Annotated in this window: 27 protein-coding genes; 3 read left to right on the forward strand and 24 right to left on the reverse strand. The window is 48.4% G+C overall.

Annotated features, from left to right (window positions below):
* Positions 1-80: 80 nt before the first annotated feature.
* The 4 genes from PGL02S_RS03155 to PGL02S_RS03170 form a co-directional block, all read right to left on the reverse strand.
* Positions 81-1,007: an S-layer homology domain-containing protein gene (locus PGL02S_RS03155; protein ID WP_006211228.1), complete on the reverse strand. Its 927-nt coding sequence runs from the start codon at positions 1,005-1,007 to the stop codon at positions 81-83.
* 67 nt (positions 1,008-1,074) lie between these two features.
* Positions 1,075-1,539 carry a hypothetical protein gene (locus PGL02S_RS03160; RefSeq protein ID WP_006211229.1) on the reverse strand — a complete coding sequence of 155 codons (465 nt, stop codon included), beginning with the start codon at positions 1,537-1,539 and terminating at the stop codon, positions 1,075-1,077.
* An 80-nt stretch (positions 1,540-1,619) separates the two neighbouring features.
* Complete coding sequence (locus PGL02S_RS03165; protein ID WP_244892280.1) at positions 1,620-2,327, reverse strand: hypothetical protein; 708 nt, start codon at positions 2,325-2,327, stop codon at positions 1,620-1,622.
* Positions 2,328-2,347: 20 nt separating this feature from the next.
* The gene (locus PGL02S_RS03170) at positions 2,348-3,247 is read right to left on the reverse strand and encodes an ABC transporter ATP-binding protein (RefSeq protein ID WP_228030027.1); all 900 of its coding nucleotides are present in this window, start codon (positions 3,245-3,247) and stop codon (positions 2,348-2,350) included.
* A gap of 286 nt (positions 3,248-3,533) precedes the next feature.
* On the opposite strand from PGL02S_RS03170, the gene msrA reads away from it, so the two are divergent.
* The gene (gene msrA / locus PGL02S_RS03175) at positions 3,534-4,055 is read left to right on the forward strand and encodes a peptide-methionine (S)-S-oxide reductase MsrA (protein ID WP_036642461.1); all 522 of its coding nucleotides are present in this window, start codon (positions 3,534-3,536) and stop codon (positions 4,053-4,055) included.
* A gap of 177 nt (positions 4,056-4,232) precedes the next feature.
* On the opposite strand, the gene PGL02S_RS03180 is transcribed toward msrA, so the two are convergent.
* Together PGL02S_RS03180 and PGL02S_RS03185 are read right to left on the reverse strand one after the other, a co-directional pair.
* A complete protein-coding gene (locus PGL02S_RS03180; protein ID WP_006211234.1) occupies positions 4,233-4,571 on the reverse strand; it encodes a four-helix bundle copper-binding protein in 339 nt (112 codons plus the stop codon).
* 126 nt (positions 4,572-4,697) lie between these two features.
* Positions 4,698-5,792, reverse strand: a complete 1,095-nt coding sequence (locus PGL02S_RS03185) for a CobW family GTP-binding protein (RefSeq protein WP_036642139.1) — start codon at positions 5,790-5,792, stop codon at positions 4,698-4,700.
* Positions 5,793-5,900: 108 nt separating this feature from the next.
* Between PGL02S_RS03185 and PGL02S_RS03190 the strand changes: the two genes are divergently transcribed.
* Positions 5,901-6,419, forward strand: a complete 519-nt coding sequence (locus tag PGL02S_RS03190) for a MogA/MoaB family molybdenum cofactor biosynthesis protein (RefSeq protein WP_036642137.1) — start codon at positions 5,901-5,903, stop codon at positions 6,417-6,419.
* 76 nt (positions 6,420-6,495) lie between these two features.
* Here the strand turns inward: PGL02S_RS03190 and PGL02S_RS03195 are convergent, their stop codons facing one another.
* Both PGL02S_RS03195 and PGL02S_RS03200 read right to left on the reverse strand, forming a co-directional pair.
* A complete protein-coding gene (locus PGL02S_RS03195; protein ID WP_036642135.1) occupies positions 6,496-7,023 on the reverse strand; it encodes a hypothetical protein in 528 nt (175 codons plus the stop codon).
* A gap of 87 nt (positions 7,024-7,110) precedes the next feature.
* Positions 7,111-8,109 (reverse strand): NADPH:quinone oxidoreductase family protein, encoded by a 999-nt coding sequence (locus tag PGL02S_RS03200; RefSeq protein WP_036642133.1) that lies wholly within the window; start codon positions 8,107-8,109, stop codon positions 7,111-7,113.
* Between the two features lie 475 nt (positions 8,110-8,584).
* Between PGL02S_RS03200 and PGL02S_RS03205 the strand changes: the two genes are divergently transcribed.
* Positions 8,585-9,139, forward strand: coding sequence for a hypothetical protein (locus tag PGL02S_RS03205; protein ID WP_234973026.1), 555 nt, complete (start codon positions 8,585-8,587; stop codon positions 9,137-9,139).
* Positions 9,140-9,221: 82 nt separating this feature from the next.
* Here the strand turns inward: PGL02S_RS03205 and PGL02S_RS03210 are convergent, their stop codons facing one another.
* The 16 genes from PGL02S_RS03210 to PGL02S_RS03285 all read right to left on the reverse strand — a co-directional run bounded on the left by PGL02S_RS03210 (position 9,222) and on the right by PGL02S_RS03285 (position 24,997).
* Complete coding sequence (locus PGL02S_RS03210) at positions 9,222-10,676, reverse strand: nicotinate phosphoribosyltransferase (protein ID WP_036642127.1); 1,455 nt, start codon at positions 10,674-10,676, stop codon at positions 9,222-9,224.
* 80 nt (positions 10,677-10,756) lie between these two features.
* Positions 10,757-11,311, reverse strand: coding sequence for a cysteine hydrolase family protein (locus PGL02S_RS03215; protein ID WP_036642124.1), 555 nt, complete (start codon positions 11,309-11,311; stop codon positions 10,757-10,759).
* A 64-nt stretch (positions 11,312-11,375) separates the two neighbouring features.
* Positions 11,376-12,161, reverse strand: a complete 786-nt coding sequence (locus tag PGL02S_RS03220; protein WP_036642123.1) for an NUDIX hydrolase — start codon at positions 12,159-12,161, stop codon at positions 11,376-11,378.
* Positions 12,162-12,323: 162 nt separating this feature from the next.
* Positions 12,324-12,773 (reverse strand): RicAFT regulatory complex protein RicA family protein, encoded by a 450-nt coding sequence (locus PGL02S_RS03225; RefSeq protein WP_006211244.1) that lies wholly within the window; start codon positions 12,771-12,773, stop codon positions 12,324-12,326.
* A gap of 109 nt (positions 12,774-12,882) precedes the next feature.
* A complete protein-coding gene (gene miaB, locus PGL02S_RS03230) occupies positions 12,883-14,442 on the reverse strand; it encodes a tRNA (N6-isopentenyl adenosine(37)-C2)-methylthiotransferase MiaB (RefSeq protein ID WP_006211245.1) in 1,560 nt (519 codons plus the stop codon).
* A 244-nt stretch (positions 14,443-14,686) separates the two neighbouring features.
* Positions 14,687-15,259, reverse strand: a complete 573-nt coding sequence (pduL, locus tag PGL02S_RS03235; protein WP_006211246.1) for a phosphate propanoyltransferase — start codon at positions 15,257-15,259, stop codon at positions 14,687-14,689.
* A gap of 176 nt (positions 15,260-15,435) precedes the next feature.
* A complete protein-coding gene (locus PGL02S_RS03240) occupies positions 15,436-16,395 on the reverse strand; it encodes a dipeptidase (protein WP_036642119.1) in 960 nt (319 codons plus the stop codon).
* An 82-nt stretch (positions 16,396-16,477) separates the two neighbouring features.
* Positions 16,478-16,738, reverse strand: a complete 261-nt coding sequence (locus PGL02S_RS03245; protein WP_006211249.1) for a stage V sporulation protein S — start codon at positions 16,736-16,738, stop codon at positions 16,478-16,480.
* A 129-nt stretch (positions 16,739-16,867) separates the two neighbouring features.
* A complete protein-coding gene (locus PGL02S_RS03250) occupies positions 16,868-17,671 on the reverse strand; it encodes a TIGR00282 family metallophosphoesterase (protein ID WP_036642117.1) in 804 nt (267 codons plus the stop codon).
* Between the two features lie 131 nt (positions 17,672-17,802).
* Complete coding sequence (gene rny, locus PGL02S_RS03255; RefSeq protein ID WP_036642458.1) at positions 17,803-19,344, reverse strand: ribonuclease Y; 1,542 nt, start codon at positions 19,342-19,344, stop codon at positions 17,803-17,805.
* Positions 19,345-19,707: 363 nt separating this feature from the next.
* Entirely contained in the window at positions 19,708-20,445 is a 738-nt protein-coding gene (locus PGL02S_RS03260; protein WP_006211252.1) for a regulatory protein RecX, read from the reverse strand.
* A 139-nt stretch (positions 20,446-20,584) separates the two neighbouring features.
* Entirely contained in the window at positions 20,585-21,646 is a 1,062-nt protein-coding gene (gene recA, locus PGL02S_RS03265) for a recombinase RecA (protein WP_006211253.1), read from the reverse strand.
* A gap of 290 nt (positions 21,647-21,936) precedes the next feature.
* Positions 21,937-23,199, reverse strand: a complete 1,263-nt coding sequence (locus PGL02S_RS03270; protein WP_036642115.1) for a competence/damage-inducible protein A — start codon at positions 23,197-23,199, stop codon at positions 21,937-21,939.
* 123 nt (positions 23,200-23,322) lie between these two features.
* On the reverse strand, positions 23,323-23,910 hold the full coding sequence (gene pgsA, locus PGL02S_RS03275) for a CDP-diacylglycerol--glycerol-3-phosphate 3-phosphatidyltransferase (RefSeq protein ID WP_006211255.1): 588 nt from the start codon (positions 23,908-23,910) through the stop codon (positions 23,323-23,325).
* Between the two features lie 270 nt (positions 23,911-24,180).
* A complete protein-coding gene (locus tag PGL02S_RS03280; protein WP_006211256.1) occupies positions 24,181-24,672 on the reverse strand; it encodes a YajQ family cyclic di-GMP-binding protein in 492 nt (163 codons plus the stop codon).
* A gap of 151 nt (positions 24,673-24,823) precedes the next feature.
* Positions 24,824-24,997 (reverse strand): DUF4175 domain-containing protein, encoded by a 174-nt coding sequence (locus PGL02S_RS03285; RefSeq protein WP_138917807.1) that lies wholly within the window; start codon positions 24,995-24,997, stop codon positions 24,824-24,826.
* Between the last annotated feature and the right edge of the window lie 29 nt (positions 24,998-25,026).

Below are 25,026 nucleotides of genomic sequence, written 5' to 3' on the forward strand. Positions count from 1 at the left end.
GAAGGCTTCCCCATGCACGAATGCAACATTCGCACGGGAAAGCCTTCTTTTTACATTATATATGGACTGGTTCTATAAGATCACTTCGTGAAATTAATGATACCGGCCGATTTGACCGTGATTTTGGAATACTTGGCTGGCACCAGCACGTCATCCGAAGACTTGGAGATGACTTGCGGGTAAATGTTATCCGGATCGGGCTCAAGAACTTTGTAATAGATAACCGCTTCGGAATCACTGACATAGTCGACCGAGGATATTTTAATGCCATAACCCGGATTTGGCAGATCATCTTTGGTTACCGTTACTTTGTTCTGCGATTCATCCACCTTGACCACGCTGGTGCTTATACCCGATTCGGGCTGTTCGGGTTTCTCGGGTAACGTGATCTGCGGGTGCTCTTCAATGAACTGGATCGAATGATAAGCAAGCTCTGCCGCCTCAATCCGCGTTAAATGATTCGTTGGATGGAACTTGTCATTGCTATCCAGCTTAGCGATTTTGGTTAAGAGCAGGAACTGCACCGCTCCCCGGCTCTCCTCCTTCATCAAGTCCTCGTCAGCCACATGCAGATACATCGCAACGACAGGATAATTTCCCGTCTGCTGAATGGCTTCCGAGAGCAGAGTCGAGAACACTTCCCGCGTTATCGGTTCATTCCACTTCATGTCTGAGGATACGGATAATCCGTTCTGAACCGCGATATTCACGGCGTTGGCATACCAGGCATCCTTCGGCACGCTGTCAAACGAACGGCCGCTATAGTTCGGCTGCACTTTCAGATCAGCCACATTAACAATCATCTGGACCGCTTGGGCAGTTGTAATCGTCCTGGACGGAGCGAATTTGTCAGCACTTATGCCTTGGATAATCCCTTTCGCCTGCAGCTCCTTCACCATTTGCAGCGGCTTCTGCTCCTGGATATCCGTGAAAGCAGAGGCGGCGCCAGCACCGAGTAGTGACGAAGTAACAAGCATTGCAGTTAACAATTTGGTTGTTTTTTTCATATTTACACCTCCTATAATCTCTGACGCAGAGGTGCTGGAATATGTTTCATCTCCGCCCTATTTTCTTCTAAACACTTTTTTCGCTGTCCAAGCCCAGCTTCACGTACATTTCACGGGAATATCCTTGCAGTTTCTGCTCCAGCGCCTGGGCCTGGTCCTTGAATGCAGTCAACTCCCGAATCATTCGGGATCGACCGGCAGGGCTGAACGTCTCATGAATCCGCTCTTTGAAATAATCATGAACGATATAATTCCGCTGCTTCCACACTTCCTTTAGTTGAAGTGTTTCTTCTTCGGAGAATGGAAAGTAATGCTGGATCTCGTGCACCAGCTGACCGAGAGAACTGCTTAATTTCCGCTGATATAACTGCGTGAAATCTTCTTCCGAAGGCACGTTCCCTTGGGAGAGCTTGATCAGCATCAACAAATTCGCAAGCTGCTGCTCAAGAGCCTGTGAATAATACACCGCTAATCCGAAATAGGCAAACAGCTCTTTGGAGTGGTCACTGTCCAACAGTCGAGATTGTTTCATGGTATCCTCCTCTAGTATTGGCTGTCTTTACCGTTTCTATTTGTGTATATCCTATATGGTAAAGGAAGACTGCACCTACTTCAACCTACTTTTCGGATCGCATTCGCCGCATCCTTGCGGCAGGCAATCCATAGATATATCACCAGTAAAATAAAGCTGTATATGAACAAATATGTAATTGTCAAAGTCAACATCAGCATAGACATTCCTTCAGCATGCATAAACAGATTAATCATAACGGAGACGGGTGGCAGTATATAAGGGACAAATCCAAAAGAATCCGGCAGCCCCTGAACGATGGATTGTCCTGCTAATGCAAGTACGATAACCATGAACAGCAAGCCGGCTGCTCTCCCCTGGTTCTCCATGAAACTGATTTGAAAAAATAAGGACAGCGAAATGCCAAGCAAGGCTAGTCCAGCATGGCCCACGTAACCTAGAGCAAGCTCATCGAATGTAATCGGCTTATCAAACATCCCGAAAATGATGGGGTAAAGAACCGCAAACAAGCTGAAAATCAAAGACAGTAAAGCAACCGTGGAATATTGAGCGGTATAAAATCGTCTAGAGCTGCCGCTATGAACAATAAGGAGTATGGATTGACGACCTTGGTCATGATTAAGAAAATTCATGCCGAGCCAGGCTGAACCGATAAACAGCAGCACAGCGGTTACGGCATAACTGTCCAATATCGGATTTGGCCGGTAGGAGTATATAAATACCACCGAGATCAATATAAAGGCGACTGGGGCGAAATACCGGTACGATCTCGTGTAGCTCGCCAGCATGTACTTAATCAACGGAATTATCATGCCCTCATCCCCTCAACCTGTTGGCTTAAAGGAGATTCCACCTGCTCCATCGTCTCCCCGCTCCACGGCTCAAGGCGGATTATGGATCCCCCCGACTGCAGAATCCGGAGCAAGATATCGTCTGCTGAATGCTTGCGTACAACCATCGATGCCGGATTCCCTCGGGATATCCAATATAGAAATCCAGGCTCCCCTTCCAGCTCCCGCAATCGGTCCGGTTGAACGTCAGCGAATTCCAGCTTCGTTCTTGCGTCAACATTATGGATAGCGAGCACACCGTCTCGTTCCATCCGCCCCCGCTTCAGTTGTGTCACCCGATCGGCTAGCGAGGCAATCAGCAAGGGTTCATGAACGGACATCGCAATCGCTGTTCCCTGCCTCTTCATTTCGCCTAGGATACCGATCATCTCCATCTGGGAAGACTCGTCCAATCCTGACAGAGGTTCATCCAGAACAAGCACATCGGGCTGCCGAAGCAAGGCCTGCATTAAATTGACCTTTTGGAGCATCCCCTTGGAGCATAATGTCATTTTGATGTCCTGCAGCTGAAAAACGTTCAGCATCGCATCGATCCGCTTCGTCGCTTCTTGTGTATCCAATCCTTGAATGCTGGCCATATGGTGCAAATATTCTGAAGGACGAAACCGAAGAGCAGGAAAGCGCTCCGGTACATATCCGAAACGCAAGGATGCTTCTAGTTCAACTCTGGATCCCTCAGAGGGAATCGCAAGTCCGGCTATGATATGGAGCAAGGTGCTCTTTCCCGCTCCATTGCCTCCAATTATGGCTACGCACTCGCCTCGGGATAAACTCCAGCTGATATTTTGCAATACAGCAGACTTTCCGAAACGTTTATGTACTCCGTTTAATTCGAGCAGCTCCTGCAAACACTTCAACTCCTGTTCCCCTTGTTCTGGTGCTGTATGTATTGTAGAACTTCTCTATGCGAAAGCACGGCAGCTCCATTTACTCTTGGACAAGGCTCGTATCTTACATGACAATAACATTTTATGGACGTCGTTTCAATGATGGCTACCTTTCGTGTAAGTTTTTTTAATTGACGGGCAAAGGGGGTGCCATTATTTTAATAAGGTATCGTAGACGAATGGGGAATAGGGGCTTATAATTACTTATTTATAGAAGCATTACACACCATCATCTTAGAAATGGGGAATCAATGTGATACAAAAAGCAACGTTTGCCGGAGGCTGCTTCTGGTGCATGGTTAGTCCGTTTGAGGAACAGCCGGGTATTCATGGCATTATATCGGGATATATGGGCGGGACGCTTGAGAATCCTACATATGAGCAAGTCTTAACAGGAGAAACTGGCCATTTGGAGGTTGTGCAGATTACATTTGACCCGGACATTTTCCCCTATGAGAAATTACTGGAGTTGTATTGGCCGCAGATCGATCCTACCGACGCTACAGGCCAAGGCAATGATCGCAAGAGCCAATACCGTGCAGCTATTCTATATCATAATGAAGAACAACGCGAGCTGGCCGTCAAATCGAAGGAAGAACTCGCCAAGAGCGGACGCTTTGATCAACCGATCGTGACCGAAATCCGGGAAGCATCCGTATTCTATCCTGCGGAAGAATACCATCAAAACTTCCATCGCAAAAATCCGAAACACTACAAGGAATCCAGAGTATACTCCGGCCGCGACGCCATTATCGAAAAGTACTGGAAATCATTCTAAAGTGAGAAAAGGCGGCCCCACGGGTTCGCCTTTTCTGTACACAGCAGCCAACCATCTGTCTGCTGTTTAATCATTCGCCCAAACCTCAGTCCATACTAGGCTTGGCGGATCAAACCATCTGCTATCAAAAAACCTGTTCCCTGATTGACAAAGGGGACAGGTTTATGTACTTCTATTTTAGGCGTGGCTCAGCATTTCCTGGCAGACCTCGGCACATCTACGGCAAGCCTCCGCACATTCTTTGCAGTGCTCATGATCGTGCTTTCCGCACTCTTCCGCACAAGCCAGACAAGCCTTGATACACAGTTCGCAAATCTCCTTGACGTAAGGGCTTTTACGTGACATTGCTTGAGCTGCAAACGCACAAATATCGGCACACTCTCTGTTGAGTGCAATACAATCGCGAAGCATAGCCAATTCGTATTCTTTCAGACAGGATACATAGCATACATTGCAAGCGTTCATACATTGGAGACATGCTTCGATGCATTCTTTATATTTGAGTTCATTTAACATTGTGGATATCCTCCTTGTAGTTACTACGCTATGCCTTAGTATTAAACGCTGGATGGCTGTCTGAATCAAATGCAGGTGGGAGAAGCCCAAGGTACAATTAGCCAAAAGAATCCACAGCAGTACAGCTTATGCCAAACGGTTCTTCCCCTCCAGCGCTTCAAGCTGCTGCTGGAGCAGCGATTTCTGGAAGTGCTCACCGATAAACACGACCACGTCCGGTACTTGACCCTGAGGCGTGATTTTCATAAAATCGGATTCGCGGAACGCATACTGGAACAGAAAACGGCTGTTGGTATCGCTAAAGGTAAGAATGCCCTTGGCCCGGTATACATCTCTCGGAAGCTCCGCTATCAAACGTTCGAACTCCACACTGTTCACAGGCTGGCTGAAATAATACGTGTACGACATAACATGATCGTGAGAGTCGTGCGCGTGGTTATGGTCATGAGAATGAACATGAGTAGGGTCATGGCTAGAGTCATTATGTAGAGAATGCGCGGCATCTTCTTCACGAACATGAGCATTCATTGTTTGCTGATCATGACCTGCATCTTGAGTGTCAAAATTGGCCGGGTTCACGCCCCCTCCAATGCCGGTTTCCATCGCCGCACGCTCTTCACCTTGCAGCAGTTCCTCCACATTCACCGCACAGCGCACCGCAGGCAGAATCGGCGCATACGGATTCCAGCGCTCCACCAACTGCCGGATCGTTTCTTCATCCTGTTCGCTGACCTGATCCATCTTGTTCATGATCAGTGCGGAAGCCGCGCGAATCTGCTCCTGCATCAGTCGGTAGGTCTTTCCTTTTTGCTCGGCATTCAGATGCAGCAGATGTGCGGCGTCAACGACCGTAATCATCTTTTTCACATCGATTCTCATATATAACGAAGCTTCCGCGGCGGCATCCAGAATCTCCATTGGATTCGCAATCCCCGTCGCTTCAATAACGATGACATCCGGCTGCTCCCGCTGAACCAGCGTCGCAATCTCCGACGACAGATCAGAGCGAATCGTACAGCAGATGCAGCCGCTCAGCATTTCAGCTGTCGGAACCTCTTCGCCGGCGATAAGTCCATCAATATTGACCTCGCCGATCTCGTTCATTACAATAGCCGGTCTCAAACCCTGCTCCTTCCAATGCGCGATAAGCCGGCTAAGCAAGGTCGTTTTTCCACTGCCAAGAAAACCTGATAGAATATATATGGGTGTTACGTGTTCCACGTTCCATACTCCTTTGCGTGCATAATTTATTATGCTAGCGAGTGTACTACATTTCATCCACCTGCTGCAAGCGTCCTACCATTAACCTAAACAGGAGTCGTGATTCAGATGAACTCAGCACAAGAACATAAACGGCAATCCCCCGATTCCGTGAACTGCATGGTCATCACCGTCTCGGACACACGGACCGTTGACACGGACAAGAGCGGTAAACTGATGATGGGCTTGCTGGAAGAAGCCGGGCATGCGGTTGCGGCCTACACCATTGTTCAGGACGAATATGAAACGATTCGGGAGCTGATATACACTGCAGTGAGCAACCCCGGAATTGATGTCGTGCTATTAACCGGCGGAACAGGCATATCCAGCAGAGACACCACTTATGAAGCAGTATCCTCCTTGCTGGACAAGGAACTCCCTGGATTCGGGGAGATTTTCCGCTACCTCAGCTTTACCGAAGACATTGGTTCTGCTGCGATCTTAAGCCGTGCTATTGGCGGTACGCTAAGCCACACGGCCGTCTTCTCCATGCCGGGGTCTGCCGGAGCCGTACGGCTTGCAATGAACCGTATTCTTCTGCCAGAGCTGCGACATATAAAATATGAGCTGGACAAACACAAGTCATGATCACCCTTCGAGAGATCCAGGAGAATATAAAGAAAGCCGGATGCTTGTAGTCATCCGGCTTTCTTTTATTTTCGCACTAACTGCTGACGCGCCCTTGATATTTGGCCAACAGCGCGGGCGCTATTTTTTTGACCTGGCTGTAATAGTTATCCGTCTTATCTCCAGTCGATGTGTAGACGATCGACGTTTCCTTGTCGCTGATGATCAAATTGTGCCCGCCGGCCACGTTGGCGTCACCCTCCGTGACACCAAAAATCTCCTTGATTCCTTTTTCCCTGGCCGCTTGATCCTGGTAGACGTAGACGGTAATAAACTGGCTGGCATCATAATTGATCCGGTACTGATACGTGATGTTGCCAATTTCATCCTCCGCATAGGTCTCATTGGTCAGCGGCATCTTCACTTTGCTAAAAGAAGCTTGAAGCTCCTCAAGAAACTTTCCGTTCATACCACGTCCTGATATCCGGGCCTCTCTTGAGCCTTCCTCATAAGCCTTCATGTTGTATAGGCGCATTTCATCCTTGGCCACTTGTTTAGAGCAGCCTACCGATATGGCAAGAATGGAACACAGCAATACTGCTGCAGCGATTCCGCGATAATTCATGTTCACTCACCCTTCCCTTGGTGTCAAAGGTTACCTTGCCTTAGGATGCCTGCGGGTAATGAACATTATGCGAATTCAAGCTAATAATTAAAGCGATATGACACTTCTTCCGACTGCTCCTCCCTGCAAGATGGTATTCAGCACGTCAGGGAGATCGGTCAACCCGTATTCCCTGATTCCTTCTTGAAGTACGGCTGTCGGCTTCCATTCATCAGCAAGCCTGGACCAGACGGATCGGCGATAGACCATTGGGCAGTATACCGAATCGATCCCCAGGAGATTAATCCCTCTCAAGATAAACGGAAACACCGTGGTATCAAACGCACCGCCGCCAGTCATGCCGGAAACGGCGATGCCCCCGCCGTATTGTACACTTTTTAGAAGTGAGCTCAGCTGGCTGCCCCCGACAGGATCCACCACCGCTGCCCACCTCTCAGCCGCTATCGCTCCTTTTGAGACAGACTCGGTTTCTTCCCGGGATATAACTTCATCAGCTCCAAGCTTCTTGAGCCAATTCGCCTGACTGGATTTGCCGGTCGATGCCGTCACACGGTAACCCAGCTGACTCAGGATCGATACGGCAAAACTTCCAACTCCACCCGTTGCACCCGTTACAAGAACCGGTCCCTGATTCTGCTGGAGTCCGTTTCGCAGTAATGCCTCAATCGACAGGGCAGCGGTAAAACCTGCAGTGCCAATGGCCATCGCCTCTCTTGGCGACAAGCCTTGCGGCAGAGGCACAAGCCAGTCTCCCTTGACCCTGGCATATTGGCTGAATCCACCTTCATGCGATACGCCCAGCTCGTAACCGGTGCAGAGGACATCATCACCTTCCTTGTAACCGGGATGCGAGGATTCCACTACGGTTCCCGCCAGATCAATGCCTGGAATGAACGGATACCTGCGCACTATTTTGCCTTCCGGAATGCTGGCAAGCCCGTCCTTGTAATTAACCCCGCTGTACAATACCCGGACAGTAACATCTCCTTCAGGAAGCTGATCGATGGAGATGTTCTCCACGCTTCCACGAACCTCTTGCTCCTCTTGACGAAGAACATAGGCTTGAAAATTGGTTTGGCTGCACACACTGCTCACTCCTTCAGTTTTATATTTTGATTGTATCCCCGTATAAAATCTGCGCCATGAATGTTGAAACTGTGCATATCCGCCGGAATAAGGCGATTTCTGCGCTTTCCCGAGAAATAATCCGCAGCAACAGATTCAAAAGTAGTTACAGGTTATGTTAGGATGAAAAAAGAATCCTCCTCTTGCTATAACTACTTCATATACGGGAGTTGAACTGAACATTATGAACAATTCTATACAGGAAACTCAAGCGTCATCCTTCCGCTTTTCGTTCCTGCTTACCTTAGTGACATTACTTCTGTTACCCATCGCCAGCAAGCCCGTCAGTCAAGCTCTTAAAAGCATTGGAATACATACAGAATTGGGAGGCGTCGCCGGTTCATTTCTCGTTTTTTTTCTGAGCTTGGGACTTATCCTTTTATTTCTTCGCTTAGTCTACGGAGCTGTTCCCTTCATTACCCGGCCTGGCCTTAAAGTGTACTTACAGATGGGTCTCCTCTTTATCATCATTACAGGGACCTGCGAATACTTCAGCACTTACCGCTCGGTTGAAGCATCTGTATTGGATAAAAGCCATGCTTACCTTGAAGCCCCCTTCAGCGTGGAGAATGCCCGTATTATACATCCGAAAGCATCTTCAGATAAAGCCTATGCCTTTGTCATCACACCTGGACTGGGTCTGCAATTATCAGCCCATACCAGGGGATGGTTCGGATGGGATATGTCCGTTGTATCCACATTCTACCCTCCGGCTGAGAATTCCTCTTCGCCTTCCATATTTTCAGAGACAAATGTTCACTCATCGCTCGCCTTCGGGATATACAGAAGCGAAGAACCGCTTCGGATCTATGTGAACGGTCAGCCTGCACCATCTATACCTTATCGCCAATTAAGACCATATGTCAGTGAAGATTTGTACATGTGGTATTACGAACATCAGCCTGACCCTGTCATGAATAAGGATAAACTTCATCTGATCGCCCGCGATGCAAACGATAGCGTTATAGCTCAAGATCAGCTTGATTTGTAGCCATGCACAAAAAGACACTCCCTCGCATGCCAAGCAGCAGATAGGGAGCGTCTTATTTTATTTCCACAGGTTAATTCTATTTCTATTCTTCATGCTGTTCCATAAACTCAGCCATCATGCGATGCTTGACTTCCCAGACCTGCTCACTAAGGTTAACCCGGTAAATCTCCGGATTCAGCTTGCGCAAATATTCCGGCCAGAACTGATCAAGCTGCGTGTTATGATAACTCCGTATCTCTTCCAGCTTCGGCAGCTCATATACCAGCTCACCCTGCAAGAACACCGGTTCAAGCATGGATACAGCCTCAAAGTTCTGCACATTCTTACGCATATAAGGATGCAGCGGATTAAACAGCTTTAGCTTCCCGCTGTCCGGCGGCATCTCCTCTTCAGGGAAGCAGATGTAATCGGCAATGGCTTTACCGCTGCCTTTGGATATGATGCGGTAAACCTCTTTTTTGCCTGGCGTCGATACTTTTTCGGGATTGCCTGAAATCTTGATGGTCGGGACCATCTCACCGTCAACCTCACGCTCTACCAATTTATAGACGCCTCCGAGAGCCGGCTGGTCTGCGGCGGTGATTAATTGGGTTCCGACACCCCAAGTGTCAATTTTGGCTCCCTGTGCTTTAAGATCCAGAATGGTTCCTTCATCCAGATCATTCGAGGCTACGATGCCCACATAGTCAAGACCGGCCTCATCCAGCATTTTACGGGCTTGAATGGACAGATAAGCCAGATCCCCGCTGTCCAGACGGATGGCATTCATCCGTTTCCCCTGGGCTTCCAGCTTCTTCGCGGTTGCAATTGCATGTGGAATCCCACTCTTTAACGTATCAAACGTATCCACCAGCAGGGTGACCTGATCCGGCATCACCTCAGCAAATATGTCAAAGGCCTCCTGCTCGCTCCGGAAGGTCTGTACCCAGGAATGCGCATGCGTGCCTTTGGTGGGAATACCGAATTTCTCCCCTGCCAGCATATTCGAAGTGGCGTGGAAGCCCGCCAGATAGGCTGCACGCGCCCCCCAGACGGCCGCATCGGCTTCCTGCGCTCGTCTTGTGCCAAACTCCAGCAGGATGTCCCCGCTGGCAACCTGACGGATTCGGGAGGCTTTGGTGGCGATCAGCGTCTGGAAGTTCATGAAGTTCAGAAGCGCGGTTTCCACCAGCTGCGTTTCGAATATGGTGCCTTCAACCCGGATGAGCGGCTCGTTCGGGAAGACCAGCGCCCCCTCCTTCATGGAATGAATATTCCCTTGGAAGCGGAACTGGCGAAGCTCCTCCAAAAACTCAGGTTTATACTTCTCTTCCTGTTTGGCCAGATAGGCAATGTCATCTTCCGAGAACCGCAACGATTCAATGTAATGTACAATCCTCTCCAAACCGGCAAAAACAGCGTACCCGTTGCCGAATGGCAGCTTACGAAAATAAGCCTCAAATACCGCACGCGTACGATGAGATCCGTTAATCCAATGAGCATACATCATGTTGATCTGGTATTTGTCCGTATGTAGTGCTAATCCTGCTGTCAGCATCACGATCATCCTCCAGTGTTACCCGTTTGCCCCTTTATGCTTCCGGGCAATTCACAAGCTGTCATCTTAATTCGTTCATCTTATTTCGTACCATCTTCACTGCGCACAACCGCTGCACCGAGACTGCCTTGAAAATGACCTAAAGCCCACTGATGGCCCTCTGGATTGAAGCTTGCAACAGCATCCTCATAAACCGTAATCTTATATCCGTAATTGTAGGCATCCACCGCCGTATGAAGGACACAGATATCCGTGCATACCCCGACCAGATCCACTTCGGTAATCCCGCGTTCACGCAGCTTTTGATTCAGATCGGTGCCGCAAAATGCACTGTACCTCGTTTTGTCCATCCAATAGATCGTTTCCTTGCGTTCCTCGTACACCTGTTGCAGATCGCCGTATAATTCGCGCCCCCGCGTGTCCCGAATGTTATGAGGCGGAAACAGCTTCGTTTCCGGATGGTAAGCATCATGTTCCTCGTGAAGGTCTACAGCCATCACAACGAAATCCCCGTTGTCATTATACTGTCTGGTCAAGTCGACAATTCTATGCTGAATGTTAATGGCCGGCTTGCCTACAGGCAGACTGCCATCCACGAAGTCATTCGTGAAATCTATCACGATTAAAGCCTTCATCTGACACACTCCTCTGTACATTGATTAATGTGGCCGATAAAAAACAGTGGCTTGAGATTACATGTTACGTATAAATAGATAGCAGCGGTGCATGATCCGTAAATCGATACAATTGGGCCGGTCGTTGGGAGTACTGATTCGAGTTTAGAGGTTTGCCATCCTCATCACGGGCTTCCTCCAAAATTCCCTGCCTGCTTCGGGTAGAAGTAATCTTACGGATAAAGTTGGGTTCATTGAACTCCGGCACGACGGTTTGGATAACCTGATACAGTTCGCTCAGTGTAAAATGCTCCGGCAAAAACTGTCTGGCAATCGTCGTTTGCAGCATTTGCTGCTGAATCTTGTGATACGCATCCATGATGATATCCCGGTGGTCAAAAGCAAGCTCCAGCTCCTCCAGAGCCTCCGCTACCGTGAATAGTCCAACCTCTTCTGCATCATCGGCAGCCTGGCGGTGCTCCAGCATCCATTCTTCCACCAACGCGTAGAACGCATGGCTGATGATCCAGCCGCGTGGATCGCGACCGGGCGCGCTATACACACCCAAATATTCCAAATGACCGCCATCCACCCCGGTCTCTTCTTTCAGTTCCCTCTTGGCTGCATCGTAAATAGACTCACTCTCACGGCAAAAACCGCCTGGAAGTGCCCACATACCGGCACAAGGCCATGATCTGCGCCTAATCAGCATCACCTTAAGCTCCCGTATAGGCAGTGTCTTGGTGAAGGTCTTCCGCTCCCGCTTCGTCAAGGTAAACATGACGATATCAGCGGGTACACCATCCGGTGTTCTATATTTCTTGGCATTGCGCTGTGGCGCCTGTTCATGATCCGTCATTTCCATCACCATAACTATTAATTTGATAATTTCATTATGACATATTTAAAGATGATGTCAAGGATTTCCTCATCCCATCTTCTGCATAAGATTACTATGCCCTATTCAGCCTCATTCTGTGCATGATGGATACGAATAGAAAAGGTGCGGAACCATTCCGCACCTTCGAATCGCCTAACCGCAGCTGCTTGGCGGCGTATCTTTTCCTGTTTCTACATTGACTTTTTCCGAAACGGTATCATGAATCACGGATACGACCAGTTGAAGAAGATAGTTGATATCGCTTTGACTCTGCTGGAATTCCATAACGAGCGGGATGCCGTCAATCTCCTCTTGCAGCTCTTCGATCTCGCGTTCGATTTTCGCAACCATGTCCTTATTCTGAAAGGATTCAAAAGCAACGATTTCTTTTTGCTTTTTCTTGATGGTCTTGATCAATCCTTGAACCCGTTCGTGGTTTTGGATTTTCTCTTCTGCTTGCTTAAACATTTGGACTTCTTCGCTTGTGGATATTAAATTCGCCAGCTCACCGGCTTTTGCCAAAATATCATCGCGTATAATCAATTCACGCGAATTGAATGTTGACATACCATATGTGTTCGTACGAACATGATCTTGTGCCAAGGTTCATCGCTCCAATTCTTCATCATCTATAAGCATATACGCAGCGCCGGGCCGAACTCACAAGGACGGCCTTTACGTACGTCGTGGTAAATTTCTGCCTGCCTCTCTATTATACAGCATCCGATGCAGGAATCGGATTGGAAATCATATCGCCTTTAATATACCAGGTCTTCGTATCGGTAATTTGAACATTCACGAACGTTCCCACCAAATCCCTGGAGCCTTCAAAATGCACCAGCTTGTTCGTGCGCGTGCGCCCTGACAGCATGGAATCATTGTTCTTGCTGACACCCTCTACAAGGACCTCTACCGTAGCACCCAGCAGCCTGTCATTGCTCTGGCGGCTGTACTCACTGATAGCTGCATTCAAACGTTGAAGTCGCTCGCTCTTGACCTCCATCGGCACATTATCCTCCATCACCGCTGCCGGTGTTCCTTCACGGGGAGAATAGATGAAGGTATATGCAGCGTCATAACCTACTTCGCGGACAAGAGACAGCGTCTCCTCAAACTGCTCATCGGTTTCTCCAGGGAATCCGACAATGATGTCCGTTGTAAACGCAACATTCGGAATCGCTTTTTTAATCTTATGAGCAAGCTCCAGGTACGTCTCACGCGTATATTTGCGGCTCATTTTTTTGAGCACCTGCGAGCTTCCCGATTGCACCGGCAGATGAATGTGTTCTACCAGATTTCCGCCCTTCGCCAGCACCTCGATCAGATGATCGTCGAAATCTCTCGGATGGGATGTCGTGAAACGTACACGCGGGATATCGATCTTATGGATCGCATCCATCAGATCGCCGAAGCGGTACTCGATATCCTCAAAATCCTTGCCGTATGCGTTCACATTTTGCCCGAGCAGCGTGATTTCCTTGTAACCCTGACGGGCTAGTTCACGTACCTCAGCTATAACATCCTCCGGACGCCGGCTGCGTTCCTTACCGCGGGTATACGGGACTATGCAGTATGTACAGAATTTATCGCAGCCGTACATAATGTTAACCCAGCCGCGAAGCCCTTCCCGCTTCTTCGGAAGGTTCTCAATGATGTCACCCTCCTTGGACCACACTTCAACAACCATTTCCTTGCTGAAGAGCGCCTCCTGTATAAGATGGGGCAGACGGTGCACGTTGTGCGTACCGAAGATGAGGTCAACGAAGCCGTGTTTCTGGAGAATGCGATTAACTACGGACTCCTCCTGCGACATACAGCCGCAAACACCAAGCAGCATATCGGGCTTCTCGATCTTCAAGTGTTTCAGATGGCCGAGCTCGCCGAAGACCTTGTCCTCCGCATTTTCACGAATGGCGCATGTATTCAGCAAAATGATATCCGCCTGCTTGCGATCCTCGGTGGCTTGATAACCCATTTGCTCCAGCAATCCCTTAATGGTCTCGGAATCATGCTCATTCATCTGGCACCCATACGTGTATACAATATAATGCTTGCCCGCTCCGATGCGCCGGAACTCCTCCGGCAGCTCTGTATCGTACAGCACTTCTACGCTCTGCTTGCCGCGCTGCTTTTCCTGTCTATGATTAGGCTCCGAAAGAATATTGATTTCCCGGCCGTTGATGCGAATTCTCTTCCCGTGTTCATCTTCCGAGAGAACTTTGGCTCCTGAAAAATCAAAATATTTGGAGTAGTCCTTACTTTCTTTGGACATGCTTGGTCACTCCTTAGATCCACAAAATCTCTGGTTTTACATGACAAAACCTCTTAAATAGGCACTGTTTTAAATTATATCATGATCTTAATGCCTAAGCTACCACTCTGACATGATCGATGCAAACTTCAAAAAAGAGCCTGAAATCGAAATTCATCGATCCAGGCTCTTCCGTACGTGCTTCCTATAAGCGCACATACGTGACATATACCGTTTGTTCCTTCAACCTGACTGAAGTTATAAATTAGTCAATAATTTCAGCAGTATCTCCGTTGTTGGCACCAGCCGCATTCGCTTCGTCCGTATCGATGTGCATATCCAGCGCAAAGTTATCGGATACACGAGCAATCACATTTTCCAGTACAAGACCACGCTCACCGCCAAGACGCACTTTAAGCAGATCCTTGTCTTTAATGCCCCACTGATCCGCATCGGACGTATGGAAATGAATATGACGAGCGGCTACAATAACACCCTCATCCACCGTTACCTCGCCTGCTGGGCCTTTGATGGTGATACCAGGTGTTCCAGCGATATTCCCCGACTCCCGCACAGGTGCTTTCACACCAATTGCAAAGGAATCCGTACGGGAAATCTCAAGCTGGGTTGCAGGACGCGCAGGTCCCAAAATTCTTACTTTATCGAATTGTCCCTTCGTTCCAATTACCGCTACCGTTTCATTGGCTGCGAATTGTCCTGGCTGGGACAAAGGCTTGAATTCTGTAAGCTGATATCCAGGGCCGAATAATGCCTCAATATGCTCCTGGGATAAATGAATATGGCGGGCGGATACACCCACAGGTACAGTTTTACTCATCTGTCTCTCACTCCTTGTTTTTCTCTATATGCTGTACGTGCCATCACCTATTATACTCTCTATTACCCAAAAATAAAAAGGCAGCCCGATGATTCTGGGTGCCTTCTTCTCATTTCTCATATGATCTGCAACAGGATTGTCAAAGTTATCTTTGAATCATGGGCGTTATGCGAATTTTATTTCTCTTTGGACGGAGCCAAAGGCAAATTCTGTTCAAGAAACCGGAGCGCATAATCAGACATCCAGCCCTTCACCATTGATTCAGGATAATGCTTGAGGAGCAGCTCCTGGAAGTCTGGATATTTCCCCGGATGCTCAAGCCCGGCAACCCACTGATCAATCCCGTCAAAATCCGAACCGAACATCATGTGTTTCTCTCCGCCCAGCTCACAAATCTTCTCAATATGGGGCAGGATGTCCTCCGGCTTCACTCGGTCTGCATCACTCCGAATGAACCAAGGCACAAACGTAATGCCGATCATTCCGTCCAAAGCGATCAAAGCCCGAATCTGCTCATCGCTTAGATTCCGCGGATGCTTGCATACGGAGTACGCATTGGAATGCGAGGCCAGGATGGGACGCTGCGTAAGTTCGGTTAGCTCCCAGAAGCCGGCCTGGGACAGGTGGGAAACATCCAGAATAATGCCTGTGGAATTACACAGCTCCACCAGCTGCCGCCCTCGTTCCGTAAATCCACCATTCCGCTGCTCCAACGCCCCGTCCGCAGCCCAGTTGGCATAGTTCCACGTAATCCCCATAAAGCGTACACCCAGGTCATAACAGAGCTTAACGTAATGCAAATTGCCCTCCAGCCCGTCCACACCTTCCAGCGACAAAACACCAAAACGGCTATGACAGCTTTCTCTGATCTCCTGGACCTGTTCTTGCCAGAGCAGCGGTTTGAGATGACCTGGCTTCACAATGCGGCTGCGATACGTATCGATTTGCGCCAGTACCCGCTCAAATGAAGGACGTCCGTATTTTTCCGATAAAAAAACAGCGAATACCTGAAGCGCAAGATCCCCTTCCTCCATACGCTGCAGCGTAACATCCAAATGCCGATCATCAACAAAGGAAGCTTTGGGATCTTCCCACATTTTACTCAGGGCATCACAGTGAAAATCAACTGTCCGCATCGCGGGCTCATCTCCTTCCAATGTGTCACAGCAAAAAGCCTGTTTACGCAAAAGAGAGTAAACAGGCTAATACCTCCGAAATTTATCTAGGTTCTACGATCAATTTAATCGCCGTCCGGTCTTCGCCATCAATCACAATATCCGTAAAAGCAGGGATGCAAATCAGATCCACCCCGCTCGGTGCTACAAATCCCCGGGCAATCGCTACCGCTTTAATGGCCTGGTTCAGTGCTCCCGCCCCAATCGCTTGCAGTTCCGCTCCGCCCCGCTCCCGAAGAACTCCAGCGAGCGCCCCTGCAACTGAATTAGGATTGGATTTTGCTGAAACTTTTAATACTTCCATGGTAAGTACCTCCCCTGGGAATGTTGAGTGATGGTTTGCTTCCGCTTACTAGATGTTATTCGTGAGAGGGGAAAAAATTCCTGCTTTTTGCCATTCGTACCTAATTTAATTAAACGAATTTTACGGTTTTTAATCCATCCGCCATTCGTCTTCGTACATACGTATTTTTTGTATCTTGTGGGCTTTCCCTGTTTCTTCATCCATATCCACGCATACAGCATGGAACTGCCACTTGCCTTCATCGACCTGGAAACGAGCAGGAAGCTGGGTTTTGAACTTGTACATCACCGCATCGCGCTGCATGCCGAGTACCCCTTCCTTGGAGCCTACCATGCCGGTATCCGTAATGTAGGCAGTTCCACCCGGCAGTATCGTATCGTCATTGCTTTGCACATGCGTGTGCGTTCCAACCACCATGGAAGCCCGCCCTTCCAAATGCCAACCCATGGCAATTTTCTCAGAGGTCGCCTCGGCATGGAAGTCCACAAGAATGCATTTGTTCTTCTGGCGCAACTCATCTACAATTTCATCGGCTGCACGGAATGGACAATCGATGGCTGGCAGGAATGTTCTTCCCTGCAGGTTCACAATGGCCAATTGTTTGCCGTTTGCTTTAATAACCGTATATCCCCGTCCAGGTGTTCCAGGCGGAAAATTCGCCGGGCGAATCAAACGCGGTTCATCGTCGATAAACTCAAAAATATCCTTGTTATCCCACGTGTGATTTCCCAAGGTGATGCCATGGATGCCCCAATTGAAAAACTCATTGGCAATGGCCGAGGTAATGCCGCGTCCCGAAGCCGCGTTCTCGCCATTGGCAATGATGATGTGAGGATTATATTTGGACTTCAGCTCTGGCAGCGATTCTTTCAGCGCTTTGCGCCCTGTACTGCCGACAATATCACCGATGAATAGTACTTTGATGTCATTCACTCCTTAACGAGGGAAGCCTGTCCTGCTCCAGCAGGAGCGTTCCCGGTTTTATGGATATCAGCCACTTTCCGATCTGATATCTTCAAAGATAAAAAGTGGCCGAATTGCGGCCACTTTTTAAGGTCCAAACTCTATTTTGCGTAATCCACCGCACGGGTCTCCCGGATAACGGTGACTTTGATATGACCTGGATAATCCAGTTCATTCTCAATGGTTTTGGTAATGTCGCGTGCCAAGCGGAATGCTTCGGCATCATCGATCTTCTCAGGCTGTACCATAACGCGAACTTCACGTCCCGCTTGAATGGCGTACGATTTCTCAACGCCTTCAAAGGATTCGGAAATTTCTTCGAGCTTCTCAAGGCGTCGGATATACGTCTCAAGTGTCTCTCTGCGGGCTCCCGGTCTGGCTGCGGACAATGCGTCAGCTGCGCCAACCAGCATGGCAATAACCGAGGTTGCTTCACAATCACCGTGGTGAGAGGCAATGCTGTTGATAACCACCGGATGTTCCTTGTATTTCTTCGCCAGCTCCACGCCGATTTCAACGTGCGATCCTTCCACTTCATGATCCAGCGCTTTACCGATGTCATGCAACAGTCCTGCCCGTTTCGCAAGCACGATGTCTTCGCCCAATTCGCCGGCCATTAGGCCAGTCAAGTAGGCCACTTCCATGGAATGTTTCAACACATTTTGTCCATAGCTTGTACGGAACTTCAGTCGGCCCAGAATTTTGATCAAATCTGGATGCAAACCGTGCACGCCAACTTCGAATGTGGCTTGTTCTCCATACTCGCGAATGCGTTCGTCCACTTCCTTGCGGGATTTCTCCACCATTTCTTCGATACGAGCCGGATGAATCCGTCCGTCCGCCACGAGCTTTTCCAAAGCTGTACGGGCAATTTCACGGCGAATCGGATCAAACCCGGAGAGAATAACAGCTTCCGGAGTATCATCGATAATAAGGTCAATCCCTGTAAGGGTTTCAAGCGCACGGATATTCCGGCCTTCACGTCCGATGATCCGGCCCTTCATTTCTTCGTTCGGCAAGGTGACAACAGAAACCGTTGTCTCTGCCACATGATCAGCCGCACAGCGTTGGATAGCCAGCGTGATGATCTCCCGTGATTTTTTGTCAGCCTCTTCTTTCGCCTGCTGCTCAATTTCTTTAATCATTTGAGCGGTTTCATGACGAACCTCTTGCTCGACATTGCTGAGAATGATACTGCGGGCATCCTCCATCGTAAGGTTGGAGATACGCTCCAGTTCTGTAGTTTGTTTCTTGTAAATAGCGTCGATTTGCTGCTGGGTCTCTTCTATTCGTTTCTCTTTGTTCGCCACTTGTTCTTCTTTACGTTCCAAAGATTCTATTTTTTTATCCAGCGACTCTTCCTTTTGCAACAATCTGCGTTCCTGCCGTTGAATTTCATTACGGCGCTCACGAGTGTCTTTTTCAGCTTCGGCTCTGATTTTATGAACTTCATCTTTTGCTTCAAGAACCGTTTCTTTCTTCAATGCCTCTGCTTCCTTCTTCGCACTCTCAACGATCTGCAAAGCGGCATGCTCGGCACTGGAAATTTTAGCTTCTGCAAGGGATTTGCGAATAAAATAACCGAACCCAAAGAATATAGCGGCTACAGCGAGAACGATTATGATCCAGATCCATGTATCCAGCATCTGTTTCACCTCCTCGTTGTTTCCTCCAAGGCATTCCTTGGGAAATGTTCAATTGTCAGTTTACTCATTCATACATAAAATTTTCCGGCAGAACCTGCCGTCCATACTGCGCACGTCCCATTAACGTTCGCAAATTCCACCATGAACAGCGGAATACATTTCACTATGAATTGGCGTTATAAGAATCTTTCACAAAGTAGTCACTTTTTTGGAAGGAAAAAGGTTTCTAATTTATGATAAAAGATTCATATTTATTTTAGTATTTATAAAAAGATATTGTCAAGGGAAAGCAATGGGTAAACGTCAGTTTCATCCAGTGGAACCAAATTCTTTTGCGAAGTTCTGCATTATGGCTGCCTTTTATTCGAAGTCATCCAGCTCTTCGTCCCACTCGCCTTGTTGCTGATCCTCTTCAATCAGAAGTTTAAGTACCTGCCGTACCTGTTCTCCACCAAACCCACGCCGCATTAAATAGGCGCCCGTTTTACGTTTGCGATCCAGCAGCTCGCCATGGGTTTGCTGCCATTTTTTCCTCCCGACCGTCAGCGCACTCTCAAGTTCCGCATCCGCGCTAATCTCGCCCAACGCCTCTGATATAAGCTCAGTGCCTATTCCCTTTTGCCTCAGTTCCTGCTTAACCCACAATCTTCCCTTCTTATGGCTCGTCATTCGCTGTTCCGCCCACATCTTGGCATAGAGCGCATCATCTACGAGGTTATCCTTCTCCAAGCGCTCCAAGGTTGTCTCTACACTATTCTGCTCAAAGCCTTTTTGCTGCAGACGCTGTGAAATTTCCTTAGCCGTTCTGGGTTTTCGGGACAGATGATTCAGCGCCTCTACGTAAGCGCGCTGCCGTTCATCTGCAACAATAATTTCCTGCAGTTCCTCCTTGCGAAAAACATTGCCCTTCAACAAGCGATATTTCAGCATAACGTCCTCATGAACGGTCATCTGATAAGGCCCAAATGCGATCTGATAGCGGTGTTTGGGCTTTCTCAGCATCTCGACCGAAGTTACGATCAGATCCTCATTATCGGGAAAATGTCCAATACCTGAAGTTTCCTCCTCCTCAGACACTCCCATATTCTCTTCTTTCATAAACGCTCCTCTCACTTCAGCATCAATATCCCGGCAAAAATATCCGAGCGATTCCTCGATTAAGTTAAATGCAAAGAAGACCGTCAGGCGTTACAAACACCGGACAGTCCTCAACACTCTAAAAGCTAAACCGTTATTACTACTCTACCTTAAACAATTCCTGCTCTTCTATTTCATCTTGTTCCTTATCCTCTGCGGAAGGCTCAGGAACAGCCGTGGTCAGGTTGCTTGCTTCACGGATTTTATTCTCGATTACACTCGCGATTTCCGGGTGCTCCTTCAAGAATTGCTTCGCATTCTCACGTCCTTGACCCAGACGGTCACCAGAATAAGAATACCAAGCACCACTCTTGTCTACGATATCCAGTTCCGTTCCGATATCAATCAGGCTTCCCTCTCTAGAGATGCCCTCACCGTACATAATATCTAGCTCAGCCTGTTTGAAAGGCGGCGCTACCTTGTTCTTAACAACCTTAATCCGTGTGCGGTTACCCACCACATCGTTACCCATCTTGATGCTCTCAATCCGGCGCACGTCCAAACGAACCGTGGAATAGAACTTCAGAGCACGTCCGCCCGGAGTAGTCTCAGGGTTACCGAACATAACACCAACCTTCTCACGAAGCTGGTTGATAAAGATAGTAATCGTTTTCGACTTATTGATGGCACCCGACAATTTACGAAGAGCTTGAGACATCAGACGAGCTTGCAGACCCACGTGGGAATCACCCATATCGCCTTCAATTTCAGCTTTCGGCACAAGCGCAGCAACCGAGTCAATAACAATAATATCTACGGCACCACTGCGTACCAATGCTTCCGCAATTTCAAGCCCCTGTTCACCCGTATCCGGTTGGGAGAGCAGCAATTCATCAATATTAACACCCAGTTTGCTTGCATACGATGGATCCAAGGCATGCTCGGCATCGATAAATGCAGCTTGTCCGCCAGCCTTCTGAACTTCAGCAATAGCATGGAGGGCTACTGTTGTTTTACCGGAGGATTCCGGTCCATATACTTCAATAATCCGGCCTTTAGGCAAACCGCCGGTTCCTAAAGCTATATCCAACGCCAACGATCCACTTGGCACAATCTCTACCTGCATATGGGTGGACTCACCCAGTTTCATGATGGAACCTTTACCGAACTGTTTCTCTATCTGACGAAGCGCCATCTCCAGCGCAGCACGACGATCTGACAATTGTTCCACAACCCTTCACTGTTGATAGTCATATCATACCTTGTTTTGACACGTTTGCCAAGCTTTTTTTCGAACATACATTCGTTTTTTTATTCGGCGCTCCTTCCCTCCCATGCTCTGAACCCTATGTAAAAAAGAAGAAGAACCGCAGCAATATCATTCGATATGCCACGGTTCTTCCGTACTTCACATTATACTCGGAACCATTCTTCAATTCAAGAACAGCTACCAAGACAGGTGTAAATAATTTACTTTTTATCAAAAGCGGCTTCCTTCGGCTTAGGGGGAAGCTAGGCCTGCTTGGAGGCAACGAGACGCTGCCAAAGCCGATACAGCAGCGCCTTGGTTGCACGGAGCCGGATCGTCTCACGGTTGCCCTGCAGGTGCAGCTCATGCACTTCCGTTTCTTTTCCCCGTTCGGACAATCCAATGTACACAAGGCCAACGGGCTTGCGTTCGGCGTAACCTGGACCTGCTACACCTGTTACCGACAAACCAAAATCACTGTCGGTCACCATCCGGACATGATCCGCAAGCGCCTCGGCAACCTCCGCACTGACAGCGCCCGGCGCATCATCACCTTCAAGCAGCGCATGCGGGATATGTACAAGCTTCTCTTTGATCTGATTGGTATAACAGATGATTCCGCCCAGAAACATCGAAGCACTGCCGGGAATGGATGTCAGCGCCTCTGCCACGAGCCCTCCGGTACAACTCTCGGCCGCGCTCAGCGTCCAGCTTCGATCTGCCATAAGGTCTACAATGACCTTCTCAATCGGCACGTCCTCGTTGGCATACATAAACTCAGGACCTCTCTCCTGAATTCTGGTCTCCAGCTCATTCAGCCGGACCATAGCCTCAGACTCACTCGCTGCCTTCGTGGAGATCCGGACCGTAACCTCCCCTTCCTTGGCATACAAGGCGATGGTCGGATCCGTCTGTGCGGTTATCAGGTCCTCCAGTCGCTGATCAAGTGCGGATTCCCCAATGCCTGCGAACTTGAGCATCTTCGAGTAGATGGGGAGCTCGCCGGTCAGGACGTGCTGAAGAAGCCAGGGCTTGGCCTCCTGCTCAAACATCGGGATCAGTTCTTTTGGCGGCCCGGGCAAAACAATATAATGAGTGCCTTCAAAAGAAATAGCATTTCCCACGGCAAGCCCCGTCTCGTTAGGCAGCGGTGTACCTCCCTCGATGGCCAGAGCCTGACGCCGATTATTCTCCGTCATCACATATCCCCGGTCATGGAAGAAACGTTCGACCCGGTCCATGGCCATCCGGTCAATATGCAACGACCGGTTCATATAGGAAGCTAAGGCATCCTTCGTCAGATCATCCTGTGTAGGTCCGAGGCCGCCGGACAGAAGCACGATATCAGCTCTGCCGCTGGACAGCCTGAGGGCCTCCTTGAGCCTCTCCATGTTATCCCCGACAACCGTTTGATAGTACACATCGATTCCCATTGAAGCAAGCTCTCTGGACAAGTACTGGGCATTGGTATTGACGATCTGTCCCAGCAGAAGTTCTGTACCAACTGCAATGATTTCTGCTTTCATGATTAGTCGATCCTCCTGTATCTGCTGTATCTGCTGTCTCTACTGTATCTGCACATTCTATTCAACTTCATTATGTTCTTACGCTCACGGAAGAAAAAAGCAATAGGATTGCTCCTATTGCTATTATGCCCCGGTACCTTTGAGAAGGTGCCTGTTCTGGACAAAATATTCGATTCCCGAATATAGCGTAATAATCGCAGCTGCCCAGATGGCAATGACATCAAACGGAATCCCCATAAACACAAACGGGAAATTGTTGATAAGAAGCGCAACAATTGCCACAATCTGAATCACCGTTTTAATTTTTCCCGATTGGCCTGCTGCAACAACGGAACCCTCCAGAAGCGCAATCTGCCGCAAGCCGGTAACCGCGAATTCCCTGCTGATGATGACAACAGCAATCCACGATTCGCATTTTCCCATCTCTACGAGCGATATGAGTACGGCGGCCACCAGCAGTTTGTCAGCCAGCGGATCAAGAAGTTTTCCCAGGTTAGTCACCATATTGTTTTTTCGGGCCAAATAGCCGTCAATCCCATCCGTGCTCGCAGCAAGTATAAAGATCAATGCCGCAATCAATTGGTTATATGGCAGGACAAAATCATTCCACACAATGGGGGCCGGGTAAAAATCAAAATCCACCAGTAGAAAAATCATCATGACAGGAATCAAGCAAATCCGGGCCAACGTAATACGATTGGGTAAATTCATGGGGCAACCTCCCTTGCAACGGGTTGTCTAGCTAACTTGGCAGACCCCGCAGCAGTTAAACTGCCGCAATTCAACAGGGTCGCTCTTCCCAAGAGCCTAAAGGGTTTGAAGCGTGAATCGCTGTCTGTCATATTCATCCCCCAGTAATCTATGTATACGTTAATCCTTATATATCGTGTTTTAGTATAATATTTCAGTTGACACCCTGTCAAAAGAAACAAACCTGCCATTTAATTCGCATTCAAGCCTTTACCCTATTAAGGTGCGCGCTTATTTAAAATTGGTAAATTGGAGGTCCAGCGTAAGATCTGCTTTACGAAGCAGCTGCATGATCTGCTGAAGATCGTCCTTGTTTTTTCCGGTTACCCGAATTTGATCCCCTTGAATCTGGCTCTTTACTTTCAGTTTGGAATCACGGATCAAAATGTTGATTTTTTTAGAGTTTTCCTGATCTATTCCCTGTTTCAAGGTCAAGCGCTGTCTAACGGTACCCATAGAGGCCGGCTCAATCTTCCCGTACTCCACATTTTTAAGCGACAATCCGCGTTTAACCATCTTGGTTTGCAAAATATCAATTACTGCGTTGAGTTTATACTCATCGTCAGATGCAATGACCAGTGCTTCCTTGTCAATCTTCAAGCTGCTCTTGCTGCCCTTGAAGTCAAACCGGTTCTCAATCTCCCGCTCCGTCTGATTAACCGCGTTTGTAAGTTCCTGCATATCCATCTTGGATACGATATCAAATGAATTTTCTGAAGCCATGGTGAATCCTTCCTTTCATCAATCATATTGCTTCTATTATAGGTAAAACTCCGAGCCAAGTCTAATCATGTACAATGTATGTCTTATGTATACAGGAACGAAAAAGACTCCGTTCATCACCAACCATCTGGTGACAACGAAGCCTGCTCCGTCAATTGCTAGCTTGCTCATCACGCACCGGACGGCGGAACATACTCAGGATGCCGAGTAATATATGAGCCAATCCAAAGCCTAATATGCCATATCCCCAGTCACTCGGAATTAGATAGTAACCCAAGAGGCTGACAATAACGCCTAATCCGAATACAATCCAGTTGACCGTCAAGATGGCCTCACCTCTTTCAGGAAGTGAAA

Source organism: Paenibacillus glucanolyticus NBRC 15330, assembly GCF_004000885.1.
GTDB lineage: Bacteria > Bacillota > Bacilli > Paenibacillales > Paenibacillaceae > Paenibacillus_AQ > Paenibacillus_AQ glucanolyticus.